The organism is Streptococcus oralis subsp. dentisani, assembly GCF_002860905.1.
In the GTDB taxonomy this organism is placed as follows: Bacteria; Bacillota; Bacilli; order Lactobacillales; family Streptococcaceae; genus Streptococcus; species Streptococcus oralis_BA.
Window position 1 is genome coordinate 1 of record NZ_PKIG01000003.1, and the last position, 23,761, is coordinate 23,761.

Here is a 23,761-nt window from a genome sequence, read left to right on the forward strand (position 1 = left end):
CGGGTTCGAATCCCGTCGTTCGCTTAGAGAGGCCGGGGTGGCGGAACTGGCAGACGCACAGGACTTAAAATCCTGCGATTGGTAACGATCGTACCGGTTCGATTCCGGTCCTCGGCATAATATAATGAGCACCCTTAGCTCAACTGGATAGAGTACCTGACTACGAATCAGGCGGTTAGAGGTTCGACTCCTCTAGGGTGCATTTTTCTATTTAACTCGGGAAGTAGCTCAGCTTGGTAGAGTACTTGGTTTGGGACCAAGGTGTCGCAGGTTCGAATCCTGTCTTCCCGATATATGGCGGTGTAGCTCAGCTGGCTAGAGCGTCCGGTTCATACCCGGGAGGTCGGGGGTTCGATCCCCTTCGCCGCTATAATGATCTTGTTGGACCTTTAGCTCAGCTGGTTAGAGCTCTCGGCTCATAACCGAGTGGTCGTAGGTTCAAGTCCTACAAGGTCCATTTGAATAGTATGGAGGATTACCCAAGTCCGGCTGAAGGGAACGGTCTTGAAAACCGTCAGGCGTGTAAAAGCGTGCGTGGGTTCGAATCCCACATCCTCCTTTTGTATTAACGCGGGATGGAGCAGCTCGGTAGCTCGTCGGGCTCATAACCCGAAGGTCGTAGGTTCAAATCCTGCTCCCGCAATAAGGCTCGGTAGCTCAGTTGGTAGAGCAATGGATTGAAGCTCCATGTGTCGGCGGTTCGATTCCGTCTCGCGCCATTTTTACTTATAGTATGTATGCGGGTGTAGTTTAGTGGTAAAACTACAGCCTTCCAAGCTGTTGTCGCGAGTTCGATTCTCGTCACCCGCTTTGAACTTTGTTCAAATTACCAAGTTTTTAACTTGGGCGCGTAGCTCAGGTGGTTAGAGCGCACGCCTGATAAGCGTGAGGTCGGTGGTTCGAGTCCACTCGTGCCCATTAATAGGAGAATTACTCAAGAGGCTGAAGAGGACGGTTTGCTAAATCGTTAGGTCGGGTAACTGGCGCAAGGGTTCGAATCCCTTATTCTCCGTTTTATTGAGAGTTTATAACTCTTTTTTTGTATTTTTAAGAATAGTAGAATAAAAACTTCAGATTTGTAAAACTTAATTGGATTACTTATCTGAAGTTTTTTGCGCTCTTTGTCAACTGTATAGGGCTGAAGAAATACTAAATTTTTATATATTGTTGATTTTATGGTTGTGCTTGTTTATTACTACTTCCAACTCTTGAGTGAAATTTCTCCGCTATTGAGCCAGATTTCTTTTCCGTTATCACATTGAACTAAAAGTTTGCCATTTTCTGAGATATCTTTAGCAAGTCCTTTGTAGTCTTTTTGATCTAGTGTAAAAGTCACTTCTTTTCCTAGAACGAAGGACTGTTTTTTGTATAGGTATAATAGCTCTTCTGCAGGTGTTTCGAAGAAAGCACGCCAGATCTCTATGATTAATTCATTTCTTGTTATAGGTGCTGGTACATTAAATAAACTAGCAGCTTTTTCTTTTAATTCTTGTGGGAAATCATTAATAGTAAAGTTGATTCCTACTCCAATAATGATATCTGTGACTAGGCCTGTTTCTACAGACGTCATTGCCTCAGTAAGGATTCCTCCAATTTTATGATTTTTGAGGTAGATATCATTGACCCATTTTATGTCGACATCTATTAAAGTTAGGTTCTTAATGGCTTTGTAGATAGCTCCAGCTACAAGCAGAGTGTAGGATGGTAATTGGTCATAGGGGAGGTTGGGTTTAAGATGGAGTGTCATATAAATGCCACCTTGGGGGGAGTAGAAAGAACGTTGAAAACGGCCTCGTCCAGCTGTTTGATAGGAAGCTAGATAGAGAGTGTTTGCTTCATTCCCTAAATCAATTGCTTCTTTTGCATCGAGTTGTGTTGATCTTGTTTCGGATTTAAAACTGATTTTAATTAGAAGATTTTGTTCTAGAAGTTCCGGAAGAATAAGATCCCCATTCACCAGTTTATAGCCTTTGTTTTTGATACTATCAATTTCAATGCCTTCTTGTTCTAAACGCTTGATGGCTTTCCAAATTGATGTTCGGGTCAGTGATAGTTCTTCTGCAATCTTTTCTCCGCTGATATAGTCGGTTTCTTTAGCTAGAATTTGGTAGACGGCTTGGTAGGATTTCATAGGGGTTCCTTTCTTTAGGAATTGTAAGTTATTTAAATATAGTTTGGATAGTTGGTCAAATCTTTATTATATTACTACTATTTTAACATATACCTACTATTTTCGGCACGATTTTTTGGAGTGAATCTAGTCATTAAGCTTGAGTTGTGAAATCTCAGTATTTTGCTCGATTTTTTACCTAGGGAAGCGTTTCCTTTGTTTTCAAATTGCTAAAAAAATGGTACAATATAGGATAGCTTACTATTATCTGAATCAACTGATTTGGAGAGAAAGGATTCGTTTTGAAATCAATAGGCTTTATTGAAAAGCTGAAAGGGTTGTCTAGTAAAGAGCTAATTTTATTGGGAATTATCCTGAGTATCTTTTTACCCTTTTATCTTTTTGTAGTTGTATTCTGTTTATATATTATCAGTTTAATTTTTACAGGGGACATGAAAAGTATTCTTCAGAAAATGGGGGAGCATCCGATGCTGCTTCTTTTTCTTGGCTATAGTACTGTTATATCCGTTTTTGCACAAAATTGGATGGGTCTTGTGGCTTCAGTAGGAATTTTTCTATTTACTGTTTTCTTTTTGCATTATCAGTCGATTTTATCACATAAATTCTTTCGCTTGATTTTGCAGCTCGTCTTGTTTGGTAGCGTATTGTCAGCTGCTTTTGCGAGTTTAGAACATTTCCAAATTGTGAAGAAATTCAATTATGCTTTTCTTTCACCCAATATGCAGGTCTGGCATCAGAATAGAGCAGAAGTGACCTTCTTTAATCCTAATTATTATGGAATCATTTGTTGTTTCTGTATCATGATTGCCTTCTATCTGTTTACAACGACCAAGTTGAATTGGTTGAAAGTATTCTGTGTGATTGCAGGCTTTGTGAATCTCTTTGGTTTGAACTTTACTCAAAATCGAACGGCCTTTCCTGCTATTATCGCTGGAGCAATCATTTATCTCTTTACGACCATTAAAAACTGGAAGGCATTTTGGCTTAGTATTGGGGTCTTTGCGATTGGCTTGAGTTTCCTCTTTTCTAGTGATTTGGGAGTTCGAATGGGGACTTTAGACTCTTCTATGGAAGAACGTATTTCTATCTGGGATGCTGGTATGGCCTTGTTTAAGCAAAATCCTTTTTGGGGTGAAGGGCCATTGACTTATATGCACTCATATCCTCGGATAAATGCTCCTTATCATGAACATGCTCACAGTCTATATATCGATACGATTCTGAGTTACGGAATTGTGGGGACTATTTTATTAGTTTTGTCATCGGTTGCTCCTGTTCGCTTGATGATGGATATGAGTCAGGAGTCGGGGAAACGTCCGATTATCGGTCTTTATCTATCTTTCCTTACAGTGGTTGCTGTGCACGGAATTTTTGATCTGGCCCTCTTCTGGATTCAGTCTGGTTTCATTTTCTTGTTAGTTATGTGCAGTATTCCATTAGAGCATCGAACCTTGGTATCGGACATGACGGATTAAGTTTATAAGATTACAATCTTCTACCTTGGGTAGGAGATTTTTTTACTGGGAAAAATTATTTCCAAATCGAAATAGTTGACAGTTGGAACGATGAGTGTTACAATTGTTTTATTCTTTTCGATATCGAAATAAATTGGAGGTGTTATGAAAGATAGTCATTTGCTAGCCCATCATATTCGTTTGTTGAATGGGCGTATTTTTCAAAGGTTACTGAGCCAAGATCCTGAAGCTCTTTATCGGAGTGAACAGGGGAAGATTTTAGCGGTTTTATGGAATAGTGAAACTGGCTGCGCAACTGCGACAGATATTGCTCTTGCGACTGGGCTTGCTAACAATACACTGACGACGATGATTAAAAAACTAGAGGAACAAAATCTTGTAACTATTAGTCCATGTGGGGAAGATAAGCGTAAGAAGTATTTGGTTTTAACAGAGTTGGGGCAGTCTCAGAAAGAAGTGGGGCATCGTGTCAGTCAGAAATTGGATACGATTTTTTACAAAGGATTCACCGAGGAAGAAATTCATCAGTTTGAAGCCTTTCAAGAAAGAATTTTGGCTAATCTGAAAGAGAAGGCAAATGAGGATTAAAATGGAGCAAATTAGCTGTTTATAAGTAAAGACCACTTTTGACTTTGTTTTCCAACTCTTAGGACAAGGAAACTATGTGGTTAGCTATGGTCAGACTCAGATTGGTGGAGTTGCCTATGCTCAGTGCGATATCTTCCATCTAGAAAATAGGAAAATTGTGGAACATTGGGACAATAAGGAAGTTATGCCTAAGGTCGAAGACTTGACCAACCGAGGAAAGTTTTAAATTGAGGACAAAGAATGATTGAATACAAAAATGTAGCTTTACGTTACACAGAAAAAGATGTCTTGAGAGATGTCAATTTACAGATTGAGAATGGGGAATTTATGGTTTTAGTTGGACCTTCTGGATCCGGTAAGACGACCATGATCAAGATGATTAACCGTCTTTTGGAACCAACTGATGGAAATATTTATATGGATAGCAAGCGTATCAAAGACTATGATGAGCGTGAACTTCGTCTTTCTACTGGTTATGTTTTACAGGCTATTGCTCTCTTTCCTAATCTAACGGTCGCGGAAAATATTGCCCTGATTCCTGAGATGAAGGGCTGGACTAAGGAAGAAATTGCTCAGAAAACAGAAGAGCTTTTGGCAAAGGTTGGTTTACCAGTAGCTGAGTATGGGCATCGTTTGCCTAGTGAATTATCTGGTGGAGAACAGCAACGGGTCGGTATTGTTCGTGCTATGATTGGTCAGCCTAAGATTCTCCTCATGGATGAACCTTTTTCAGCCTTGGATGCTATTTCTCGCAAACAGTTGCAGGTTCTGACTAAAGAATTGCATAAAGAGTTTGGGATGACAACGATTTTTGTGACCCATGATACGGATGAAGCTCTGAAATTGGCGGACCGTATTGCTGTCTTGCAGGATGGAGAGATTCGCCAGGTGGCGAATCCCGAGACTATTTTAAAAGCTCCTGCCACAGAATTTGTAGCAGACTTGTTTGGAGGTAGTGTACATGACTAATTTAATTGCAACTTTTCAGGATCGTTTTAGTGATTGGTTGACAGCTCTATCTCAACATTTGCAGTTGTCACTTTTGACCTTGTTGCTGGCCATCTTTATAGCGATTCCCTTGGCTGTTTATCTTCGATATCATGAGAAGTTAGCGGATTGGGTCTTACAGATTGCAGGGATTTTCCAGACCATCCCGTCTCTGGCCTTGTTAGGGCTCTTTATTCCCTTGATGGGAATTGGAACCTTGCCGGCTTTGACAGCTCTAGTGATTTATGCGATCTTTCCGATTTTACAAAATACCATCACTGGACTCAAGGGAATTGATCCAAGTCTACAAGAGGCTGGGATTGCCTTTGGGATGACTAGGTGGGAGCGTCTCAAGAAGTTTGAAATTCCACTTGCTATGCCTGTTATGATGTCTGGGATTCGGACGGCAGCGGTCTTGATTATCGGTACGGCAACCTTGGCGGCCTTGATTGGTGCAGGGGGACTGGGTTCCTTTATCCTTTTGGGAATTGACCGTAATAATGCCAGTCTGATTTTGATTGGGGCACTTTCTTCCGCAGTGCTTGCCATTGCCTTTAACTTCCTACTAAAAGTGATGGAAAAGGCAAAATTGCGGACGATTTTCTCTGGTTTTGCCTTGGTGACCATATTGCTTGGTTTGTCTTATAGTCCAGCTCTTTTGGCTCAAAAAGAGAAAGAAAACTTGGTTATTGCTGGGAAATTGGGACCGGAACCAGAAATTTTGGCCAATATGTATAAACTCCTTATTGAAGAAAATACCAGCATGACTGCGACTGTTAAACCGAATTTTGGGAAAACAAGCTTTCTTTATGAAGCTTTGAAAAAAGGCGATATTGACATCTATCCTGAATTTACTGGTACGGTGACTGAAAGTTTGCTGCAACCATCACCTAAAGTGAGTCATGAGCCAGAGCAGGTTTATCAGGTGGCGCGTGATGGTATTGCCAAACAGGATCATCTAGCCTATCTCAAACCCATGTCTTATCAAAATACCTATGCTGTAGCTGTTCCAAAAAAGATTGCTCAAGAATATGGCTTGAAGACCATTTCGGACTTGAAAAAAGTGGAAGGGCAGTTGAAGGCTGGATTTACACTCGAATTTAATGACCGTGAAGATGGAAATAAGGGCTTACAATCAATGTATGGTCTCAATCTCAATGTAGCAACCATGGAACCAGCTCTTCGCTATCAGGCAATTCAGTCAGGAGATATTCAAATAACGGACGCCTATTCAACCGATGCAGAGTTGGCGCGTTATGATTTGCAGGTCTTGGAAGATGACAAACAACTCTTCCCACCTTATCAAGGGGCTCCACTAATGAAAGAAGCTCTTCTCAAGAAACATCCAGAGTTGGAAACAGTTCTCAATAAATTGGCTGGTAAAATTACTGAAAACCAGATGAGCCAGCTCAACTACCAAGTCGGTATTGAAGGCAAGTCAGCAGAACAAGTAGCCAAGGAGTTTCTACAAGAACAAGGTTTGTTGAAGAAATAGCTTGAGAATCGTAAGCTCAACTTACTTAAACGACTATATAGAAGAATGCTCAGACAATTTCGTCTGGGCTTTTTTGATTATTGAAAAGATAAAAAACTCAGTAGCCTAGAAATAAGGCAACCGAGCTTTAATCTGTATTCAATTTTTAGGAATGAGAAGGTCTAGATAAAACTGCACAACTTCTTGGTCTGTAAAGTCTTGTCCTTTTTTGAGCCACCAGGTCAATGTCTCGATAAAGTTGGACACGACTAAGTGTTGGAGGTAAGAAGCAGGCAGACTTGGGTGTGCTTCTTTAAACTCATCAGTTAGCATGGGATAGACGTGGTGCTCCAGCTCTCTCCGGAGTTGACGGAGGAAGTAGTCATTCTTGGAGAATAGTAAACTGGTGATATGGTCTTGGTTTTTCTGAAAATGGAGAAAGAGGTGGGCGAGGTAGTCCTCAGTTGAAATGGGTTGCTCTCTTTCAAAGAGATGATGGAAGAGGTGGCGGCAAAGCGCGTCCAGAAGTAGTTCCTTACTCTCATAGTGACAGTAAAAGGTGGATCGTCCCACATCTGCGAGATCAATGATATCCTGAACTGTAGTGGCTTCGTAACCCTTATCGTTTAAAAGTTGTAGAAAAGCTTGATAGATGGCTTTTTTTGTTTTGCTGATACGGCGGTCAATGGTAGTCATATGGACACTTGAGGCAAATTGTTCAGAAATGAATAAAGCTGACGTTTTGCTTCTATCCTTTCTTTGAGTTTTAGTGGATAATGATAATGAACAAGGTATTCATAAATCTATTATAACAAAGGAATGAGAAAGATGAAGGCAAAATATACTGTTTGGGTAGCTTTTTTCTTAAATTTAAGCTATGCTATTGTTGAGTTTATCGCAGGAGGAATCTTCGGTTCAAGTGCTGTTCTTGCTGATTCTATCCATGACTTGGGAGATGCTATAGCAATCGGCATATCGGCCTTTTTAGAAACAATCTCAAATAGAGAAGAAGATAGGCAATACACCTTGGGTTACAAGCGATTTAGTCTTTTAGGGGCCCTAGTGACTGCTGTGATTCTTATCACAGGATCCATTCTAGTGATCTTGGAAAATATAACTAAACTTTTGAATCCACAGCCCGTTAATGACGAAGGCGTCCTCTGGCTAGGAATCATTGCAGTCAGTATCAATGTGCTAGCTAGTCTAGTAGTTCGTAAGGGAAAGACAAAGAACGAGTCAATTCTGAGCCTGCACTTTTTGGAAGATACTCTAGGTTGGTTGGCTGTCATTCTAATGGCGATTATCCTCCGATTTACAGATTGGTATATCCTTGATCCGCTCTTATCGCTTGTCATTTCCATCTTCATTCTAACAAAAGCTATTCCTCGATTTTGGAGCGCACTCAAGATTTTCCTGGATGCTGTGCCAGAAGGACTAGAGACAGGTGATTTGGAGAAGGATTTGGAGGCTCTGACCAATGTCAAAAGTGTCAATCAACTTAGCATTTGGTCCATGGATGGTCTAGAAAATAATGCTATTATCCATATCTGTTTAGAGGATTGGGAGGAGATGACGGAAACAAAGAATCAAGTACGTCAGCTCTTAGAAGAAAGAGGTGTGCAGAATATTACTATCGAAGTGGACACCAGTCAAAGCAATCATGCGCAACATAAGCGAAAGGTAACAGCCTTAGGGCAATCCCATGGGCATCAACACTAGAAAAAGCGGCTGAGACAAAACTCAATTTCAAGAGAAAATGAAGTAAATCTTCATACAAAAAAACGTATAGTATCAAGGGTTTTCAATGTCTGATACTATGCGCTTTTTGCTTTTAAAGACTTTTTTTCCAGTTTCTTTGGTATCATATTTGAAAGACGCTTTCCCCAACCTCTTTCTTTGATTGATGAAAAGGTATGCTAATAAGAGAACTGATAATGATAAAAAATTTTTCGATTAGACGCAAAATGCTTGACTTGGAGTCAACTCAAAATTATATAATAAGATAAGTGAGTTAGAATAGCTTAAATTCAGTGAATGAGAGGAGGTTAGTGTATGAATATTAAATCTGCTAGTGACTTGTTGGGAATTTCAGCGGATACGATTCGGTACTATGAACGGGTTGGTCTTGTGCCACCGATTACTCGAACTGCAACTGGAATTCGTGATTTTCAAGATCATGATATTGAAGCTCTGGAATTTATTAAGTGTTTTCGTTCGGCAGGTGTCTCTGTAGATAGTTTAGTTGACTATATGTCTCTCTACCAAAAGGGGGATGAAACGCGAGAGAAAAGGCTTGGTATTTTAGAAGAGGAAAAGAAAAAATTAGAGGAGCGCTTGTCTCAGTTACAGGTGGCTTTAAATCGCTTAAATCTCAAAATTAAACTTTACAAGGAAGGAAAAATTTAAATGAAATCAGCAGTATATACAAAGGCAGGTCAGGTTGGTCTTGCTACAATTGAACGTCCGCAAATTATAGACGCAGATGATGCGATTATTCGTGTAGTTCGTGCGTGCGTTTGCGGATCGGATCTATGGAGGTACCGTAATCCAGAAACGAAAGCTGGACACAAAAATAGTGGACACGAAGCGATTGGGATTGTCGAAGAAACTGGGGAATCCATTACGACGGTGAAACCAGGTGACTTTGTCATTGTCCCTTTTACCCATGGATGTGGTGAATGTGATGCCTGTCTTGCTGGCTTTGACGGTTCTTGCGATAATCATATTGGTAATAACTTGGGAGGCGATTTTCAGGCGGAATATATTCGTTTTCACTATGCAAACTGGGCGCTGGTTAAAATCCCTGGACAACCTTCTGACTACACAGAAGGTATGCTAAAGTCCCTCTTGACTCTTGCAGATGTTATGCCAACAGGCTATCATGCGGCGCGTGTTGCTAATGTTCAAAAAGGGGATAAGGTTGTGGTCATTGGTGATGGTGCTGTAGGTCAATGTGCTGTCATCGCGGCGAAGATGCGTGGTGCGTCGCAAATTATCCTCATGAGTCGTCATGAAGATCGTCAAAAGATGGCTCTGGAGTCGGGTGCGACAGCTTTTGTAGCTGAGCGAGGTCAAGAAGGTATTGCCAAGGTGCGTGAAATTCTCAGTGGCGGAGCGGACGCAGCACTTGAATGTGTTGGTACGGAGGCTGCTGTAGAACAGGCGCTAGGTGTCCTTCATAATGGAGGGCGTATGGGATTTGTAGGAGTCCCACACTATAATAATCGTGCTCTTGGTTCGACATTTATGCAAAATATCTCTGTAGCAGGTGGGGCAGCTTCTGCGACAACATATGATAAGCAATTTTTACTAAAAGCCGTCCTTGATGGTGATATCAATCCAGGCCGTGTCTTTACTTCAAGCTATAAATTAGAAGATATTGATCAAGCTTATAAAGATATGGATGAACGTAAGACCATTAAGTCTATGATTGTGATGGCCTAAAAAAGAAAATCCTAATGGAGATTTGAGACTCTCTATTAGGATTTTTTGTCATTTTTAATTTGTGGAGTTATGGCAGAGTACTCTCTCTCAGAGTCAGTCTGGTTCCCAGCATGGTCAGGCTAGGGATTTTGCGACCGTGGAGTACTTCTTTATTAAGAATATCCATGCCTGCTCTGCCCATTTCTTCGGTATAGACGGTGATGCTGGAGAGGGGAGGATAGACTTGCTTGGTCAGGCTGGTGTCGTTAAAGGAAATAAGACTGACGCGGTCTGGCAGGTTGATTCCAGCTTCTTGGAGGGCACGGAGGGCACCGATAGCTAAACTATCGCTAGCTGCAAAAAATGCTGGTGGCAGTTGGTCTCCCAAACTCTGAATAGCCTCCTTCATCAAGTCATAGCCAGACTGGGCAGTAAAGCTTCCTTGAAAGACCAGTTCATCATGATAGATTCCCTTTGCTTGACTGTAGTTTCTAAAATTTTCCAGTCGCTTATCCTCAATGATTTCTTCTTGGTCGGTTGTTTCTTCAAGGCCTGTTAGAATCCCGATGCGGTCCATCCCTTGGCTGAGAAAATAATCGACAACCTGTTTCATGGCAGTGTAAAAGTCTGTGATAATGCAGGTATGTCCCAGGGAAAGTGTATCGCTGTCTAGAAATACAAGAGGCTTTTGGTATTCTTCAAAGGCAGAAATCTGAGCTCGGCTAAATTTTCCGATGCAGAGAATCCCAATTACTTCCTCGCTTAGGGTAAAAGGATGGTCATTAAAATAGCGCAAGATATCGTAGTCCAACTCTTGGGCTCTTTTTTCTATGCCTAGGCGAATCTGGTAGTAGTAGAGGTCGTCCAGCTCCCCTTGTTCGCTGACCCATTGGATAATGGCAATCTTTTGCTTGGGCTTGTGGGACTCGCCTGTCTTGAGATGCTTAGTGTAGCCCAGCTCTTCAGCAACGGTTAAAATACGGTGTCTCGTTTCTTCTGTAACAGATAGGCTCTGGTCGCGGTTGAGGACACGGGATACGGTCGCGATAGAGACAGAGGCTAGCTGTGCAATGTCTTTTAAGGTAGCCATAAATCCTCCTTCTTTAAGGTTAGTATATCATATTTTTCTGCTTTTTTACTGACAGTTTAGTAAAATTTTAGTAAAAAGGATTGACCTTGGGAAATCCCTTGGATACAATAGAAGAAAACGATTACACGTTAAGGTGACTTAACGGACAGTAAAAGGAGAATTCATATGACACAACATCTTACTGCTGAAACTCTTCGCAAAGATTTTTTTGCTGTTTTTGGTCAAGAAGCAGACCAAACATTCTTTTCACCAGGTCGTATCAATTTGATTGGTGAGCACACAGACTACAACGGTGGGCACGTTTTTCCTGCTGCTATTTCCTTGGGAACTTACGGTGCAGCTCGTAAGCGTGACGACCAAATTTTACGTTTCTACTCAGCTAACTTTGAGGAAAAGGGCATTATCGAAGTGCCTTTAGCGGATCTCAAGTTTGAAAAAGAGCACAACTGGACCAATTATCCAAAAGGAGTTCTTCATTTCTTGCAAGAAGCTGGGCACGTGATTGACAAAGGTTTTGATTTTTATGTTTATGGGAATATTCCAAATGGTGCTGGCTTGTCTTCTTCAGCATCCTTGGAACTTTTGACAGGAGTCGTGGCAGAGCATCTCTTTGATTTAAAATTAGAGCGTCTCGATTTGGTTAAAATCGGCAAACAAACAGAAAATAACTTTATCGGAGTCAATTCTGGTATCATGGACCAGTTTGCTATCGGAATGGGAGCGGACCAACGTGCTATTTACTTAGATACTAACACTTTAGAGTATGACTTGGTGCCACTTGATTTGAAGGACAATGTCGTTGTTATTATGATCACCAATAAACGCCGTGAATTGGCGGACTCTAAATACAATGAACGTCGTGCTGAGTGTGAAAAAGCGGTGGAAGAATTGCAAGTTGCCTTAGATATTCAGACCTTGGGTGAATTGGACGAGTGGGCCTTTGACCAATACAGTTATCTGATTAAAGATGAAAATCGTTTGAAACGTGCTCGCCATGCTGTGCTTGAAAACCAACGTACTCTCAAAGCCCAAGTAGCCCTTCAAGCAGGAGATTTGGAAACATTTGGTCGTTTGATGAATGCGTCACACGTTTCCCTAGAGCATGACTATGAAGTAACTGGTTTGGAATTGGATACTCTTGTTCACACAGCTTGGGATCAAGAAGGAGTTCTCGGTGCTCGGATGACAGGGGCAGGTTTTGGCGGATGTGCCATTGCCTTGGTGCAAAAAGACACTGTTGATGCCTTTAAGGAAGCTGTTGGCAAACACTACGAGGAAGTAGTTGGCTACGCTCCAAGCTTCTATATCGCTGAAGTTGCAGGTGGCACTCGCGTCCTTGACTAGTTAAAAGGAGGCTCTATAGTGACCTTAGTAGATAAATTTGTAACACACGTTATTGCTGAAAGTTCATTTGAGGAAATGGATCGAATCTACCTGACCAATCGTGTCTTGGCACGAGTGGGAGATGGTGTTTTGGAAGTTGAGACTGGTCTAGATAAATTGATTGACCTCAAAGACCAGTTGGTTGAGGAAGCCGTTCGATTAGAGACGATTGAGGATAGTCAGACTGCGCGTGAGATTCTCGGTGCTGAACTGATGAACTTGGTAACTCCTTGTCCAAGTCAGGTCAATCGTGACTTCTGGGCAACCTATGCCCAATCTCCTGAGCAAGCGATAGCGAATTTCTACCAACTCAGTCAGAAGAATGACTACATCAAACTCAAGGCTATTGCTAAAAATATCGCTTATCGTGTTCAATCTGATTACGGAGAGCTTGAAATTACCATCAACCTCTCTAAGCCTGAGAAGGATCCGAAAGAGATTGCGGCAGCCAAGTTGGTGCAAGCTAGTAATTATCCTCAGTGTCAGCTTTGTCTAGAGAATGAGGGCTACCTTGGTCGAGTTAACCACCCAGCTCGCAGCAACCACCGTATTATACGTTTTGAAATGGCGGGTCAGGAGTGGGGATTCCAGTATTCGCCCTATGCTTACTTTAATGAGCACTGTATCTTTTTAGATGGCCAGCATCGTCCCATGGTCATTAGTCGTCAGAGTTTTGAGCGTTTGTTGGCTATCGTAGAGCAGTTTCCAGGATATTTTGCTGGCTCTAATGCCGACTTGCCGATTGTGGGAGGCTCTATTCTAACTCATGATCACTATCAGGGAGGCCGTCATGTCTTTCCTATGGAATTGGCTCCCTTGCAAAAGACCTTCCGATTTGCTGGTTTTGAGCAGGTCAAGGCTGGGATTGTCAAGTGGCCCATGTCTGTCCTACGTTTGACTTCGGATTCTAAAGAGGCTTTGGTTAACTTGGCTGATAAGATTTTGCAAGAATGGCGCCAGTATTCAGATCCTGTAGTGCAGATTTTGGCAGAGACAGACGGGACACCGCATCATACCATCACCCCAATTGCACGTAAGCGTGATGGCCAGTTTGAGTTGGACTTGGTCTTGCGAGACAATCAGACATCGTCAGAGCATCCTGATGGCATCTATCATCCCCACAAGGATGTCCAACATATCAAGAAGGAAAATATCGGCTTGATTGAGGTCATGGGCTTGGCTATTTTGCCACCACGTCTGAAAGCAGAAGTAGAGCAAGTCGCCAGCTATCTCGTGGGAAATGGGGATACAGTTGCCGACTATCATCAGAAATGGGCAGAGCAGCTTAAAGTCCAACATCCAGACCTAGCGGATAAAGAAAAAGCCCTTGAAATCGTCAAGGACTCTGTGGGTATTATCTTTGCGCGTGTTCTGGAGGATGCTGGAGTTTACAAGCAGACGGAACAAGGACAGACAGCCTTTATGCGCTTTGTGGAACAGGTCGGAATTTTGCCAGACTAGGAGCTTTCTCCTTGCACAGTCCTATAAAAAGTAGTATCATAGTGTCGTTTGAAATATCAGGAGGAAACGATGAAAGACTTTCATTTTGACGCTATATCTGCCTTTGAAAATTACGAAATAGAACAAATGAGAGATGGTCACGTTGTGGTGACGACCAAAGTAGTGGACTCGTCGCTCAACTACTATGGCAATGCCCATGGTGGCTATCTCTTCACCCTTTGTGACCAAATCAGTGGTTTGGTGGTTATCTCGCTGGGGCTTGATGGGGTGACACTTCAATCCTCTATCAACTACCTCAAGGCAGGAAAACTTGACGACGTGTTGACCATTAAAGGAGAATGCGTCCATCAAGGTCGCACAACCTGTGTAGTGGATGTCGATATCACCAATCAAGAAGGCAGAAATGTCTGCAAGGCAACATTTACCATGTTTGTCACAGGCCAACGGTCAGAAGACAGACAGGTAAGGATATAACATAAAAAAGAGGCGTACACCTCTTTTTCTTATTTCTTTTTATGATTTAATACGGCATTGAGGACAATGGCGAGGAGGCTGGCTACAACGATTCCGTTTGAGAAGAACATTTGGAAGGCTGTCGGCATGCTGACAAATAGATTACTGTTGTTGAGTCCGACACCTGCAGCGATGGAAACTGCTGCGATAAGAAAGTTATGTTCATTGTTAGCAAAGTCAACACGGGCGAGGATTTGCATCCCTTGAATCGATACAAAACCAAACATTACCAGCATGGCACCACCGAGGACAGGGCTTGGAATGATTTGGGCAAGGGCGCCAAACTTAGGAAGGAGTCCAAGGAGAACCAGGAAACCAGCTGCGTAGTAGATTGGCAGGCGAGTCTTGATACCTGATAATTTAACCAAACCAACGTTTTGTGAAAATCCTGTGTAAGGGAAGGTGTTAAAGATTCCTCCGAGAAGTACGGCCAAACCTTCTGCGCGGTAACCGTTGCGCAGGCGGGTGCTGTCGATTGGATCTTTTGTGATATCAGACAAGGCTAGATAAACACCAGTCGACTCAACCATAGACACTGTTGCGATGATACACATCATGACAATCGATGAGATTTCAAAGGTTGGCATTCCAAAGTAGAGGGGAGTTGGGACATGGACAAGTGGTGCTGCCGTAACAGGAGAGAAGTCCACCAAACCCATGCTAGCAGCAATGGCTGTTCCAACAACTAGACCAATCAAAATGGAGATAGACTTGATAAATCCTTTGGTAAAGATGTTAATCAAGAGGATAATCAGAACAGTAATAGCGGCAAGCAAGAGACTTTGACCAGTTGGCTCTGGAACGTTATTTCCCATATTTCCAATAGCGACAGGAATCAAGGTTAAACCAATTGTTGTAATAACAGATCCTGTTACGATAGATGGGAAGAGATTGGCCACTTTTGAGAAGATGCCTGAAACAAGAACTACGTAAATCACAGTAGAAGGAACGGGACTGTTCCATATTCGATACAAGAAACTCGGGAATAACTGCATTGTAGTCCATAAAGAAACTCCTTACAATTCAATCTCCAAGACAATGGGTGTATGGTCTTGGCGAGCACCTGAGTCAATCATATCAGATTTAGTGACCTTGTCTGCGAGACGGTTACTTGTGAGCCAGTAGTCGATTCTCCAGCCTGTATTGTTGATTTTAGAAGTCTTGCTGCGCTGTGCCCACCAAGTGTAGCGTTCGGGAACATCGCCGTGAATGTGGCGGAAGGTATCCGTAAATCCAGTTGCTAAAAGGTTGGTAAATCCAGCACGCTCCTCGTCGGTAAATCCTGGTGAACGGCGGTTGCTAGCAGGATTTGCAAGGTCAATCTCATTGTGGGCTACGTTATAGTCACCGGTCGCAAGGACTGGCTTTTCTTTGTCTAGTTCAGCTAAATATTCCGCATATTTGACATCCCAGACCTGGCGTTCTTCCAAGCGTTTGAGGCCATCGCCAGCGTTTGGAGTGTAAACTTGGGTCACGAAAAATTCATCAAATTCTAAGGTGATGATGCGACCTTCCAAGTCCATGGTAGAAGGGGCACCGATTTCTGGGAAGCTGATAGTTGGTGTAAGTTCTTTCTTATAGAGGAACATGGTTCCAGCATAGCCTTTACGGGCAGGCTCTTGGGAAGAGCGCCACGTGTTTTCGTAGCCTGGGAAGAGTTCTTCTAAAATTTCTAAGTGTTTCTTTGTAGGACCCTTAGCAGAAAGCTTGGTTTCTTGGATAGCAATGATATCAGCATTTTCAGCGACCAAGGTTTGTAGGACTTCTTGGGACAATTTGGCACGAGCTGAGTCACTAGTTAGGGCAGCATTGAGGGAATCAATATTCCATGAGATAAGTTTCATAAAGTTACCTTTTTCATTCAGATTATAGATTTTATTATACCAAAAAAAGGTCTATTTCCCCAACGTATGGCTTGAAAAATCACTCTCTTTCGTTTATAATGAAGAATGATTTTATGAAAGGGAGTGAAAATAAATGAAATTTTACTCATATGACTATGTACTTAGCCAAATCAGTCAGCAAAATGGCATCATGATTGGCTTTGGGATTGTGCTCCTAGCTATCACAGGATTTTTTGCTTTTAAGGCTTATCGTGATAAAAAGGGAACTAAGTTTCGTGAATTGGTCATGATTTTGGCCTTGACTTTGGTAGCCATGCTTTTGGTAACAATCTCAAAATACCAGACCAATCAAGCCTCTAACAATCAATTTCAAACTTCCCTTCATTTCATAGAGGTCATTTCTAAAGACTTGGGAGTGGATAAATCAGAAGTTTATGTCAATACTTCAGCTGCCACTGATGGAGCACTTATCAAGGTAGGTTCAAATTTCTATCGTGCCATGAACGGGAGCCAACCAGACAAGTATCTTTTAGAGAAATTAGAATTGCATCAAACAGACGCTATTGAATTGGTGGAGGTAAACAAATGACACTCAACTACATGGAAATTTTAATCAAACTGGCCTTGGGTCTTTTCTCGCTTGTTTTTGTTATCAATGTGACAGGAAAGGGGAATCTAGCACCTAACTCTGCTACAGACCAAATTCAGAACTATGTTCTCGGTGGTATCATTGGTGGGGTGATTTACAATAGTTCTATCAGTATTCTCCAGTATGCAGTGATTTTGATGATGTGGACGATTTTGGTCTTGACCCTCAAATGGCTCAATAACAATGTTCGTTTTGTCAAACGCTTGATTGATGGTAAACCGACTCTGCTCATCAAAAATGGGCAGATTGACCCAGAAGCCTGTCGTTCAGTTGGTTTGTCTGCGGCAGATGTTGCTCTCAAACTTCGTAGCCAAGGAATTTTCCAGATGAAGCAAGTTAAACGAGCTGTGCAAGAGCAAAATGGCCAACTCATCGTGGTCCAAATGGGAGATGAAAATCCTAAGTATCCAGTTGTGACTGACGGTGTGATCCAAGTAGATGTTTTGGAATCGATTGGTCGTAGCGAAGAGTGGTTGCTTGATAACCTCAACAAGCAAGGACATGACAATGTAGCTAATATCTTTATCGCTGAGTATGACAAGGGTGCCGTTACAGTCGTAACCTATGAATAAGAAAAACCTGGGGTCTTGGCCTCAGGTTTCTATTTGCAATCAGAAAGGGATTTTATGTCCATTATTCAAAAACTTTGGTGGTTTTTCAAGTTAGAAAAACGCCGTTATCTAGTCGGAATTGTGGCCCTGGTCTTGGTTTCCGTCCTTAATCTCATTCCCCCCATGGTAATGGGACGAGTCATTGATGCTATCACATCGGGACAATTAACCCAGCAGGACCTCCTTCTTGACTTATTTTATTTGCTTCTTGCAGCCTTTGGAATGTATTATCTGCGCTATGTTTGGCGTATGTATATCCTTGGGACTTCCTACCGTTTGGGACAGATTATGCGGTCTCGCTTGTTTGAGCATTTCACAAAAATGTCTCCAGCCTTTTATCAGACCTATCGGACGGGGGACCTGATGGCGCACGCAACCAACGATATCAATGCCTTGACTCGTCTCGCAGGTGGAGGTGTCATGTCAGCGGTTGATGCCTCTATCACGGCTTTGGTGACTTTGCTGACCATGCTCTTTAGCATTTCCTGGCAGATGACTCTAGTTGCCATTTTACCCCTACCTTTAATGGCTTATGCGACTAGTCGTTTAGGCAGAAAGACTCACAAGGCTTTTGGCGAATCGCAAGCTGCCTTTTCTGAACTCAATAACAAGGTGCAGGAGTCTGTATCAGGTATCAAAGTAACCAAGTCCTTCGGTTATCAGGCAGACGAGTTGAGGTCCTTTCAGGCAGTCAATGAATTGACCTTCCAAAAGAATCTTCAAACCATGAAATACGATAGTCTCTTTGACCCCATGGTTCTCTTGTTTGTTGGTTCCTCCTATGTTTTAACCCTCTTGGTCGGCTCCTTGATGGTTCAGAAAGGGCAGATTACGGTTGGAAATCTGGTTACCTTTATCAGCTATTTGGATATGCTGGTTTGGCCTCTTATGGCTATTGGTTTCCTCTTTAATATCACTCAGCGAGGGAAGGTTTCCTACCAGCGGATTGAAGAATTGTTGTCTCAGGAATCACCTGTACAAGACCCTGAGTTTCCTTTAGATGGCATTGAAAATGGGCGCTTGCAGTATGCCATTGATAGCTTTGCCTTTGAAAATGAGGAAACACTGACAAATGTTCACTTTAGTTTAGAAAAAGGGCAAACATTGGGCTTGGTCGGGCAGACAGGCTCTGGGAAAACATCTTTGATCAAGCTCCTCTTGCGTGAATATGATGTGGATAAGGGTGCTATTTACCTAAACGGTCATAATATTCGTGACTATCGTCTGACAGACCTTCGCAGTCTCATGGGCTATGTTCCTCAGGATCAGTTTCTCTTTGCGACTTCGATTTTAGATAATATCCGCTTTGGCAATCCTAACTTGCCCCTTTCAGCGGTCGAGGAGGCAACGAAGTTAGCCCAAGTTTATCAAGATATTGTAGCCATGCCTCAGGGATTTGATACGCTGATTGGTGAAAAAGGAGTCAGTCTTTCTGGTGGTCAAAAGCAACGTTTGGCCATGAGCCGGGCTATGATTTTAGACCCTGATATTTTGATTTTAGATGATTCCTTGTCAGCTGTGGATGCCAAGACAGAGTATGCCATTATTGACAATCTAAAGGAAACGCGAAAGGACAAGACAACCATCATCACGGCCCATCGCCTCAGTGCTGTTGTCCATGCAGATTTGATTTTAGTTCTGCAAAATGGTCAAATTATCGAACGGGGTCCGCATGAAGACCTGCTAGCCATGGATGGCTGGTATGCCCAGACCTACCAGTCTCAGCAGTTGGAAATGAAAGGAGAAGAAGATGCAGAATAAACAAGAACAATGGGCTGTATTGAAGCGCTTGATGTCCTATCTCAAGCCCTATGGACTCCTGACCTTTTTGGCACTCAGTTTTCTCCTAGCGACTACGGTCATTAAAAGCGTCATTCCCCTTGTGGCTTCCCACTTTATCGACCAGTATCTCAGCAATCTCAATCAACTCGCTGTGGCCGTTTTGCTGGTCTACTATGGCCTTTATATCCTACAAACTATGGTTCAGTATGTCGGTAATCTTCTCTTTGCACGGGTGTCCTACAGTATTGTTAGAGATATTCGTCGGGATGCCTTTGCCAATATGGAAAAACTGGGCATGTCCTATTTTGACAAGACGCCAGCAGGCTCTATCGTCTCTCGTTTGACAAATGATACCGAGACCATCAGCGATATGTTTTCAGGGATTTTGTCCAGCTTTATCTCAGCAGTTTTTATTTTTCTGACAACCCTTTATACCATGTTGGTGTTGGATTTTCGTTTGACAGCATTAGTATTGCTCTTTCTCCCCTTGATTTTCCTTTTGGTCAATCTCTATCGGAAAAAATCAGTGAAAATCATTGAAAAAACCAGAAGTCTCTTGTCTGATATCAATAGCAAGCTTGCTGAAAATATCGAAGGAATCAGGATTATCCAGGCCTTTAATCAAGAGAAGCGCCTGCAAGCAGAATTTGATGAAATCAACCAAGAACACTTGGTCTATGCCAACCGTTCTGTAGCCTTGGATGCCCTCTTTTTGCGTCCTGCCATGAGTTTGCTGAAACTCTTAGGTTATGCTGTCTTGATGGCCTATTTTGGCTACCGTGGTCTTTCTATCGGAATAACAGCTGGAACCATGTATGCCTTTATCCAGTATATCAATCGTCTCTTTGACCCTTTGATTGAGGTGACGCAAAACTTTTCAACTCTTCAAACCTCTGTGGTTTCTGCAGGCCGTGTCTTTGCCTTGATCGATGAGAGGACCTATGAGCCCCTTCAAGAAGATGGGCAGACTGAGGTCACAGAAGGCAATATTCGGTTTGAACATGTATGTTTCTCATATGATGGCAAGCACCCGATTCTGGATGATATTTCTTTTTCTGTTAAGAAGGGTGAAACCATTGCCTTTGTGGGTCATACAGGTTCTGGAAAATCGTCTATTATCAATGTCCTCATGCGCTTTTATGAATTTCAGTCAGGCCTAGTTCTCTTGGATGATGTGGATATTAGGAACTACAGTCAGGAAGAACTGAGAAAAAATATTGGCCTGGTCTTGCAGGAACCCTTCCTCTATCATGGAACCATTAAGTCCAATATCGCCATGTACCAAGAGATCAGTGATGACCAGGTCCAGGCTGCAGCAGCATTCGTGGATGCAGATTCCTTTATTCAAGAACTTCCTCAGGGTTATGATTCCCCTGTTTCTGAGCGTGGTTCGAGCTTCTCTACTGGTCAGCGTCAGCTTCTTGCCTTTGCCAGAACAGTCGCCAGTCAGCCTAAAATTCTGATTTTGGATGAAGCGACAGCCAATATTGACTCTGAAACAGAAAGTCTGGTTCAAGCTTCACTAGCTAAGATGAGACAGGGACGAACAACCATTGCCATTGCCCACCGTCTTTCTACTATCCAAGACGCCAACTGTATCTATGTTTTGGACAAGGGGCGCATTATCGAGAGTGGCACTCATGAGGAACTCTTGGCTCTGGGAGGAACCTATCACAAGATGTATAGTTTGCAGGCAGGGGCCATGTCCTAATACTCTTTGATTTTCATTGAGTGTAAGAAGGAAATCCTTCAAATTACAGATTTCTTTCACCGCCTTTTCCATTTTGTGGTATAATGAAAAATGTTGACAAATAGTATAATAAAAACAAAGGAGAAACAGCATGCTGAAATGGGAAGACTTGCCCGTGGAAATGAAATCAAGCGAGGTTGAGTCTTACTACCAGCTTGTCTCTAAAAGGAAGGGTTCGCTGATTTTCAAGCGTTGTTTGGACTGGGTTTTGGCCTTGGTTGTACTGGTTCTGACCTCTCCCATCTTTCTCATTTTGAGCATTTGGATCAAGTTGGATAGCAAGGGGCCAGTGATTTACAAGCAAGAGCGCGTGACCCAGTATAACCGTCGGTTCAAGATTTGGAAGTTCCGTACCATGGTGACGGATGCGGACAAAAAAGGAAGTTTGGTGACTTCTGCTAACGATAGTCGCATTACCAAGGTTGGCAATTTCATCCGCCGTGTGCGTTTGGACGAACTGCCTCAGCTGGTCAATGTCCTTAAAGGCGAAATGTCCTTTGTCGGTACACGACCTGAAGTGCCACGCTACACAGAACAGTATAGCCCTGAAATGATGGCAACCTTGCTTTTGCCAGCAGGGATTACCTCTCCGGCTAGTATCAACTATAAGGATGAGGACACTATTATCAGTCAAATGACCGAAAAAGGCCTGTCAGTTGACCAAGCCTATGTCGAACACGTCCTTCCTGAAAAGATGCGCTATAACCTCGACTATCTCCGAGAGTTTAGTTTCCTTGGAGACATCAAAATCATGTTTCAAACCGTTTTTGAAGTGCTAAAATAAAGTAGTCATGAGAGAATGAGTACAGATAAAAGGAGCAAATCAATGCCAAATTACAATATTCCATTTTCACCACCCGATATTACGGAAGCAGAAATTGCTGAAGTAGCGGATACCCTGCGTTCTGGTTGGATCACAACAGGTCCTAAGACAAAAGAACTAGAGCGCCGCTTGTCTCAATATACACAGACGCCTAAGACTGTCTGTCTTAACTCTGCAACTGCCGCGCTTGAGTTGATTTTGCGTGTTTTGGAAGTGGGTCCTGGAGATGAAGTCATCGTTCCAGCTATGACTTATACAGCTTCATGTAGTGTCATCACTCACGTAGGAGCGACCCCTGTCATGGTGGATATTCAAGCAGATACTTTTGAGATGGATTATGACTTGCTGGAGCAAGCTATCACTGAGAAAACTAAGGTGATCATCCCAGTAGAGCTTGCAGGGATTGTTTGCGACTACGACCGTTTGTTCCAAGTTGTGGAGAAAAAACGTGATCTCTTTACTGCTTCAAGCAAGTGGCAAAAGGCCTTTAACCGTATTGTGATTGTCTCTGACAGTGCTCACGCTTTGGGATCAACTTACAAGGGTCAACCGGCTGGTTCTATCGCTGACTTCACATCCTTCTCATTCCATGCTGTTAAGAACTTTACAACGGCAGAAGGTGGAAGTGCCACTTGGAAAACCAATCCAGCGATTGATGACGAAGAAATGTACAAGGAATTCCAAATTCTTTCCCTTCACGGACAAACTAAGGATGCTCTTGCTAAGATGCAACTGGGCTCTTGGGAATACGATATCGTCACACCAGCCTACAAGTGCAATATGACTGATATCATGGCTTCCCTTGGTTTGGTACAGTTGGACCGCTATCCAAGTTTGTTACAACGTCGTAAGGACATTGTGGACCGCTATAATCGTGGTTTTGCAGGTTCTCGCATCCGTCCATTGGCACACAAGACTGAAACTGTAGAATCTTCACGCCACCTCTACATCACCCATGTAGAAGGAGCAAGCTTAGAAGAACGTAATCTTATCATCCAAGAATTGGCCAAAGCAGGAATTGCAAGTAACGTCCACTACAAACCACTTCCGCTCTTGACAGCCTATAAGAATCTTGGCTTTGATATGGCGAATTATCCTAAGGCTTATGCCTTCTTTGAAAATGAAATCACGCTCCCTCTTCATACTAAACTAAGCGATGAAGAAGTGGACTATATCATTGAGACTTTCAAAACAGTTTCTGAAAAAGTACTAGCTTCATCAAAAAAATTGTAAAAAAGTCTTGACAAAGAAAAAACAAAGTATTAAAATAAATTCAACAAATCAGAAAAGTAACTATTTTTGATCTTCAGGGAGCCTGTGGTGATTGTGAACAGGTGGTTGGGAGTAGTGAAAGTGGGCTGATTTTAAAAATGAATTTGAAACAATGAAAATTCGGTGCGCACACCTTACAGTGCAACTTGTTGTTAGACAAGGCAGAGATGTAAAGGGGATAGTCCCTTTATAATTGAGGTGGCACCGCGTTACCAACGCCCTCACACGGAAGTATATTCTGTGTGTGGGCTTTTTTCGTAACATGATAGCGATAGAAAGTGGAAATATTCCAACTATCAAGGAAAAAAGCTATTAAAGGTATACCGAAATGAAAATCTCATTATCAATGTCTCTGGTCGTGGAGACAAGGACGTAGCTGCGATTGCAGACTACCTAGAAGCTAAAAAGTAATAGATGGAAAAATTACAGTCTTTTCTCTCACAGAGAGCTTGTGGTTGCTGGAAACAAGCAGAGAAAGCTGTAAAGTTGGGTCCATCTGAAACGA

General features: G+C 42.5%; 20 protein-coding genes, 11 tRNA genes, 3 pseudogenes and 2 other annotated features (1 of these 36 cut by a window edge). Of the genes and pseudogenes, 28 read left to right on the plus strand and 6 right to left on the minus strand.

Annotated features, from left to right (window positions below):
* Nucleotides 1-31: 31 nt before the first annotated feature.
* The 11 genes from CYK16_RS05460 to CYK16_RS05510 all read left to right on the plus strand — a co-directional run bounded on the left by CYK16_RS05460 (nt 32) and on the right by CYK16_RS05510 (nt 1,012).
* Nucleotides 32-117 (plus strand) — tRNA-Leu (locus CYK16_RS05460).
* Nucleotides 118-128: 11 nt separating this feature from the next.
* A tRNA-Arg gene (locus tag CYK16_RS05465) sits at nt 129-202 on the plus strand.
* Between the two features lie 15 nt (nt 203-217).
* A tRNA-Pro gene (locus CYK16_RS05470) sits at nt 218-291 on the plus strand.
* A gap of 5 nt (nt 292-296) precedes the next feature.
* A tRNA-Met gene (locus CYK16_RS05475) sits at nt 297-370 on the plus strand.
* Between the two features lie 13 nt (nt 371-383).
* Nucleotides 384-457: transfer RNA gene (locus CYK16_RS05480), tRNA-Ile, on the plus strand.
* Nucleotides 458-469: 12 nt separating this feature from the next.
* A tRNA-Ser gene (locus tag CYK16_RS05485) sits at nt 470-559 on the plus strand.
* A gap of 10 nt (nt 560-569) precedes the next feature.
* A tRNA-Met gene (locus tag CYK16_RS05490) sits at nt 570-643 on the plus strand.
* Between the two features lie 3 nt (nt 644-646).
* A tRNA-Phe gene (locus tag CYK16_RS05495) sits at nt 647-719 on the plus strand.
* Between the two features lie 20 nt (nt 720-739).
* Nucleotides 740-810 (plus strand) — tRNA-Gly (locus CYK16_RS05500).
* A gap of 34 nt (nt 811-844) precedes the next feature.
* A tRNA-Ile gene (locus CYK16_RS05505) sits at nt 845-918 on the plus strand.
* A 6-nt stretch (nt 919-924) separates the two neighbouring features.
* Nucleotides 925-1,012, plus strand: a tRNA-Ser gene (locus tag CYK16_RS05510).
* A gap of 183 nt (nt 1,013-1,195) precedes the next feature.
* Here CYK16_RS05510 and birA read toward each other — a convergent pair.
* The gene (gene birA / locus CYK16_RS05515) at nt 1,196-2,131 is read right to left on the minus strand and encodes a bifunctional biotin--[acetyl-CoA-carboxylase] ligase/biotin operon repressor BirA (protein ID WP_101776754.1); all 936 of its coding nucleotides are present in this window, start codon (nt 2,129-2,131) and stop codon (nt 1,196-1,198) included.
* A gap of 281 nt (nt 2,132-2,412) precedes the next feature.
* Here birA and CYK16_RS05520 point away from each other — a divergent pair, with 281 nt between their 5' ends.
* From CYK16_RS05520 to CYK16_RS05540, 5 genes and pseudogenes are all read left to right on the plus strand, one after another.
* Nucleotides 2,413-3,606 carry an O-antigen ligase family protein gene (locus CYK16_RS05520; RefSeq protein WP_023946034.1) on the plus strand — a complete coding sequence of 398 codons (1,194 nt, stop codon included), beginning with the start codon at nt 2,413-2,415 and terminating at the stop codon, nt 3,604-3,606.
* A gap of 144 nt (nt 3,607-3,750) precedes the next feature.
* Nucleotides 3,751-4,194 carry a MarR family winged helix-turn-helix transcriptional regulator gene (locus CYK16_RS05525; protein WP_101776755.1) on the plus strand — a complete coding sequence of 148 codons (444 nt, stop codon included), beginning with the start codon at nt 3,751-3,753 and terminating at the stop codon, nt 4,192-4,194.
* 34 nt (nt 4,195-4,228) lie between these two features.
* Nucleotides 4,229-4,420 (plus strand): annotated as a pseudogene (locus CYK16_RS05530) (nuclear transport factor 2 family protein); the annotation flags it as partial.
* 14 nt (nt 4,421-4,434) lie between these two features.
* The gene (locus CYK16_RS05535) at nt 4,435-5,163 is read left to right on the plus strand and encodes an ATP-binding cassette domain-containing protein (RefSeq protein ID WP_101776756.1); all 729 of its coding nucleotides are present in this window, start codon (nt 4,435-4,437) and stop codon (nt 5,161-5,163) included.
* The gene (locus tag CYK16_RS05540; RefSeq protein WP_101776757.1) at nt 5,156-6,676 is read left to right on the plus strand and encodes an ABC transporter permease/substrate-binding protein; all 1,521 of its coding nucleotides are present in this window, start codon (nt 5,156-5,158) and stop codon (nt 6,674-6,676) included. Before CYK16_RS05535 ends, CYK16_RS05540 begins: the two co-directional genes overlap by 8 nt.
* 138 nt (nt 6,677-6,814) lie before the next feature.
* Here the strand turns inward: CYK16_RS05540 and CYK16_RS05545 are convergent, their stop codons facing one another.
* The gene (locus CYK16_RS05545) at nt 6,815-7,351 is read right to left on the minus strand and encodes a TetR/AcrR family transcriptional regulator (RefSeq protein ID WP_000207362.1); all 537 of its coding nucleotides are present in this window, start codon (nt 7,349-7,351) and stop codon (nt 6,815-6,817) included.
* A 132-nt stretch (nt 7,352-7,483) separates the two neighbouring features.
* Between CYK16_RS05545 and CYK16_RS05550 the strand changes: the two genes are divergently transcribed.
* From CYK16_RS05550 to CYK16_RS05560, 3 genes are all read left to right on the plus strand, one after another.
* Complete coding sequence (locus CYK16_RS05550) at nt 7,484-8,374, plus strand: cation diffusion facilitator family transporter (RefSeq protein ID WP_000645152.1); 891 nt, start codon at nt 7,484-7,486, stop codon at nt 8,372-8,374.
* 333 nt (nt 8,375-8,707) lie between these two features.
* The gene (gene nmlR / locus CYK16_RS05555; RefSeq protein WP_001022624.1) at nt 8,708-9,061 is read left to right on the plus strand and encodes a stress response transcriptional regulator NmlR; all 354 of its coding nucleotides are present in this window, start codon (nt 8,708-8,710) and stop codon (nt 9,059-9,061) included.
* Complete coding sequence (locus tag CYK16_RS05560; protein ID WP_004259103.1) at nt 9,062-10,099, plus strand: zinc-binding dehydrogenase; 1,038 nt, start codon at nt 9,062-9,064, stop codon at nt 10,097-10,099.
* 67 nt (nt 10,100-10,166) lie between these two features.
* Here CYK16_RS05560 and galR read toward each other — a convergent pair whose 3' ends face one another.
* Nucleotides 10,167-11,168 carry a DNA-binding transcriptional regulator GalR gene (gene galR, locus CYK16_RS05565; RefSeq protein ID WP_004259105.1) on the minus strand — a complete coding sequence of 334 codons (1,002 nt, stop codon included), beginning with the start codon at nt 11,166-11,168 and terminating at the stop codon, nt 10,167-10,169.
* Between the two features lie 165 nt (nt 11,169-11,333).
* Here galR and CYK16_RS05570 point away from each other — a divergent pair, with 165 nt between their 5' ends.
* The 3 genes from CYK16_RS05570 (at nt 11,334) to CYK16_RS05580 (ending at nt 14,486) form a co-directional block, all read left to right on the plus strand.
* Nucleotides 11,334-12,512, plus strand: a complete 1,179-nt coding sequence (locus CYK16_RS05570) for a galactokinase (RefSeq protein ID WP_060805820.1) — start codon at nt 11,334-11,336, stop codon at nt 12,510-12,512.
* An 18-nt stretch (nt 12,513-12,530) separates the two neighbouring features.
* Nucleotides 12,531-14,012: a UDP-glucose--hexose-1-phosphate uridylyltransferase gene (locus CYK16_RS05575; RefSeq protein WP_101776758.1), complete on the plus strand. Its 1,482-nt coding sequence runs from the start codon at nt 12,531-12,533 to the stop codon at nt 14,010-14,012.
* A 69-nt stretch (nt 14,013-14,081) separates the two neighbouring features.
* On the plus strand, nt 14,082-14,486 hold the full coding sequence (locus CYK16_RS05580; protein ID WP_000651223.1) for a PaaI family thioesterase: 405 nt from the start codon (nt 14,082-14,084) through the stop codon (nt 14,484-14,486).
* A gap of 29 nt (nt 14,487-14,515) precedes the next feature.
* Here CYK16_RS05580 and CYK16_RS05585 read toward each other — a convergent pair.
* From CYK16_RS05585 to CYK16_RS05590, 3 genes and pseudogenes are all read right to left on the minus strand, one after another.
* Nucleotides 14,516-15,460, minus strand: a pseudogene (locus CYK16_RS05585) (solute carrier family 23 protein); the annotation flags it as partial.
* A pseudogene (locus CYK16_RS10890) lies at nt 15,456-15,530 on the minus strand (bleomycin resistance protein); the annotation flags it as partial. The pseudogenes CYK16_RS05585 and CYK16_RS10890, both read right to left, overlap by 5 nt.
* A gap of 11 nt (nt 15,531-15,541) precedes the next feature.
* On the minus strand, nt 15,542-16,369 hold the full coding sequence (locus CYK16_RS05590) for an exodeoxyribonuclease III (protein ID WP_101776760.1): 828 nt from the start codon (nt 16,367-16,369) through the stop codon (nt 15,542-15,544).
* A gap of 133 nt (nt 16,370-16,502) precedes the next feature.
* Between CYK16_RS05590 and CYK16_RS05595 the strand changes: the two genes are divergently transcribed.
* From CYK16_RS05595 to CYK16_RS05620, 6 genes are all read left to right on the plus strand, one after another.
* Complete coding sequence (locus tag CYK16_RS05595; RefSeq protein WP_000675328.1) at nt 16,503-16,958, plus strand: DUF3290 family protein; 456 nt, start codon at nt 16,503-16,505, stop codon at nt 16,956-16,958.
* Entirely contained in the window at nt 16,955-17,590 is a 636-nt protein-coding gene (locus CYK16_RS05600) for a DUF421 domain-containing protein (protein WP_000174447.1), read from the plus strand. Before CYK16_RS05595 ends, CYK16_RS05600 begins: the two co-directional genes overlap by 4 nt.
* 54 nt (nt 17,591-17,644) lie before the next feature.
* Entirely contained in the window at nt 17,645-19,390 is a 1,746-nt protein-coding gene (locus CYK16_RS05605; RefSeq protein ID WP_101776761.1) for an ABC transporter ATP-binding protein, read from the plus strand.
* Complete coding sequence (locus CYK16_RS05610) at nt 19,380-21,122, plus strand: ABC transporter ATP-binding protein (RefSeq protein WP_101776762.1); 1,743 nt, start codon at nt 19,380-19,382, stop codon at nt 21,120-21,122. Before CYK16_RS05605 ends, CYK16_RS05610 begins: the two co-directional genes overlap by 11 nt.
* A gap of 130 nt (nt 21,123-21,252) precedes the next feature.
* Nucleotides 21,253-21,945, plus strand: a complete 693-nt coding sequence (locus CYK16_RS05615; protein ID WP_101776763.1) for a sugar transferase — start codon at nt 21,253-21,255, stop codon at nt 21,943-21,945.
* A gap of 42 nt (nt 21,946-21,987) precedes the next feature.
* Nucleotides 21,988-23,217 (plus strand): DegT/DnrJ/EryC1/StrS family aminotransferase, encoded by a 1,230-nt coding sequence (locus CYK16_RS05620; protein ID WP_180948747.1) that lies wholly within the window; start codon nt 21,988-21,990, stop codon nt 23,215-23,217.
* Between the two features lie 34 nt (nt 23,218-23,251).
* Nucleotides 23,252-23,482, plus strand: a binding site (T-box leader).
* Nucleotides 23,483-23,657: 175 nt separating this feature from the next.
* Nucleotides 23,658-23,761: a binding site (T-box leader), on the plus strand; it runs 128 nt beyond the window's last position.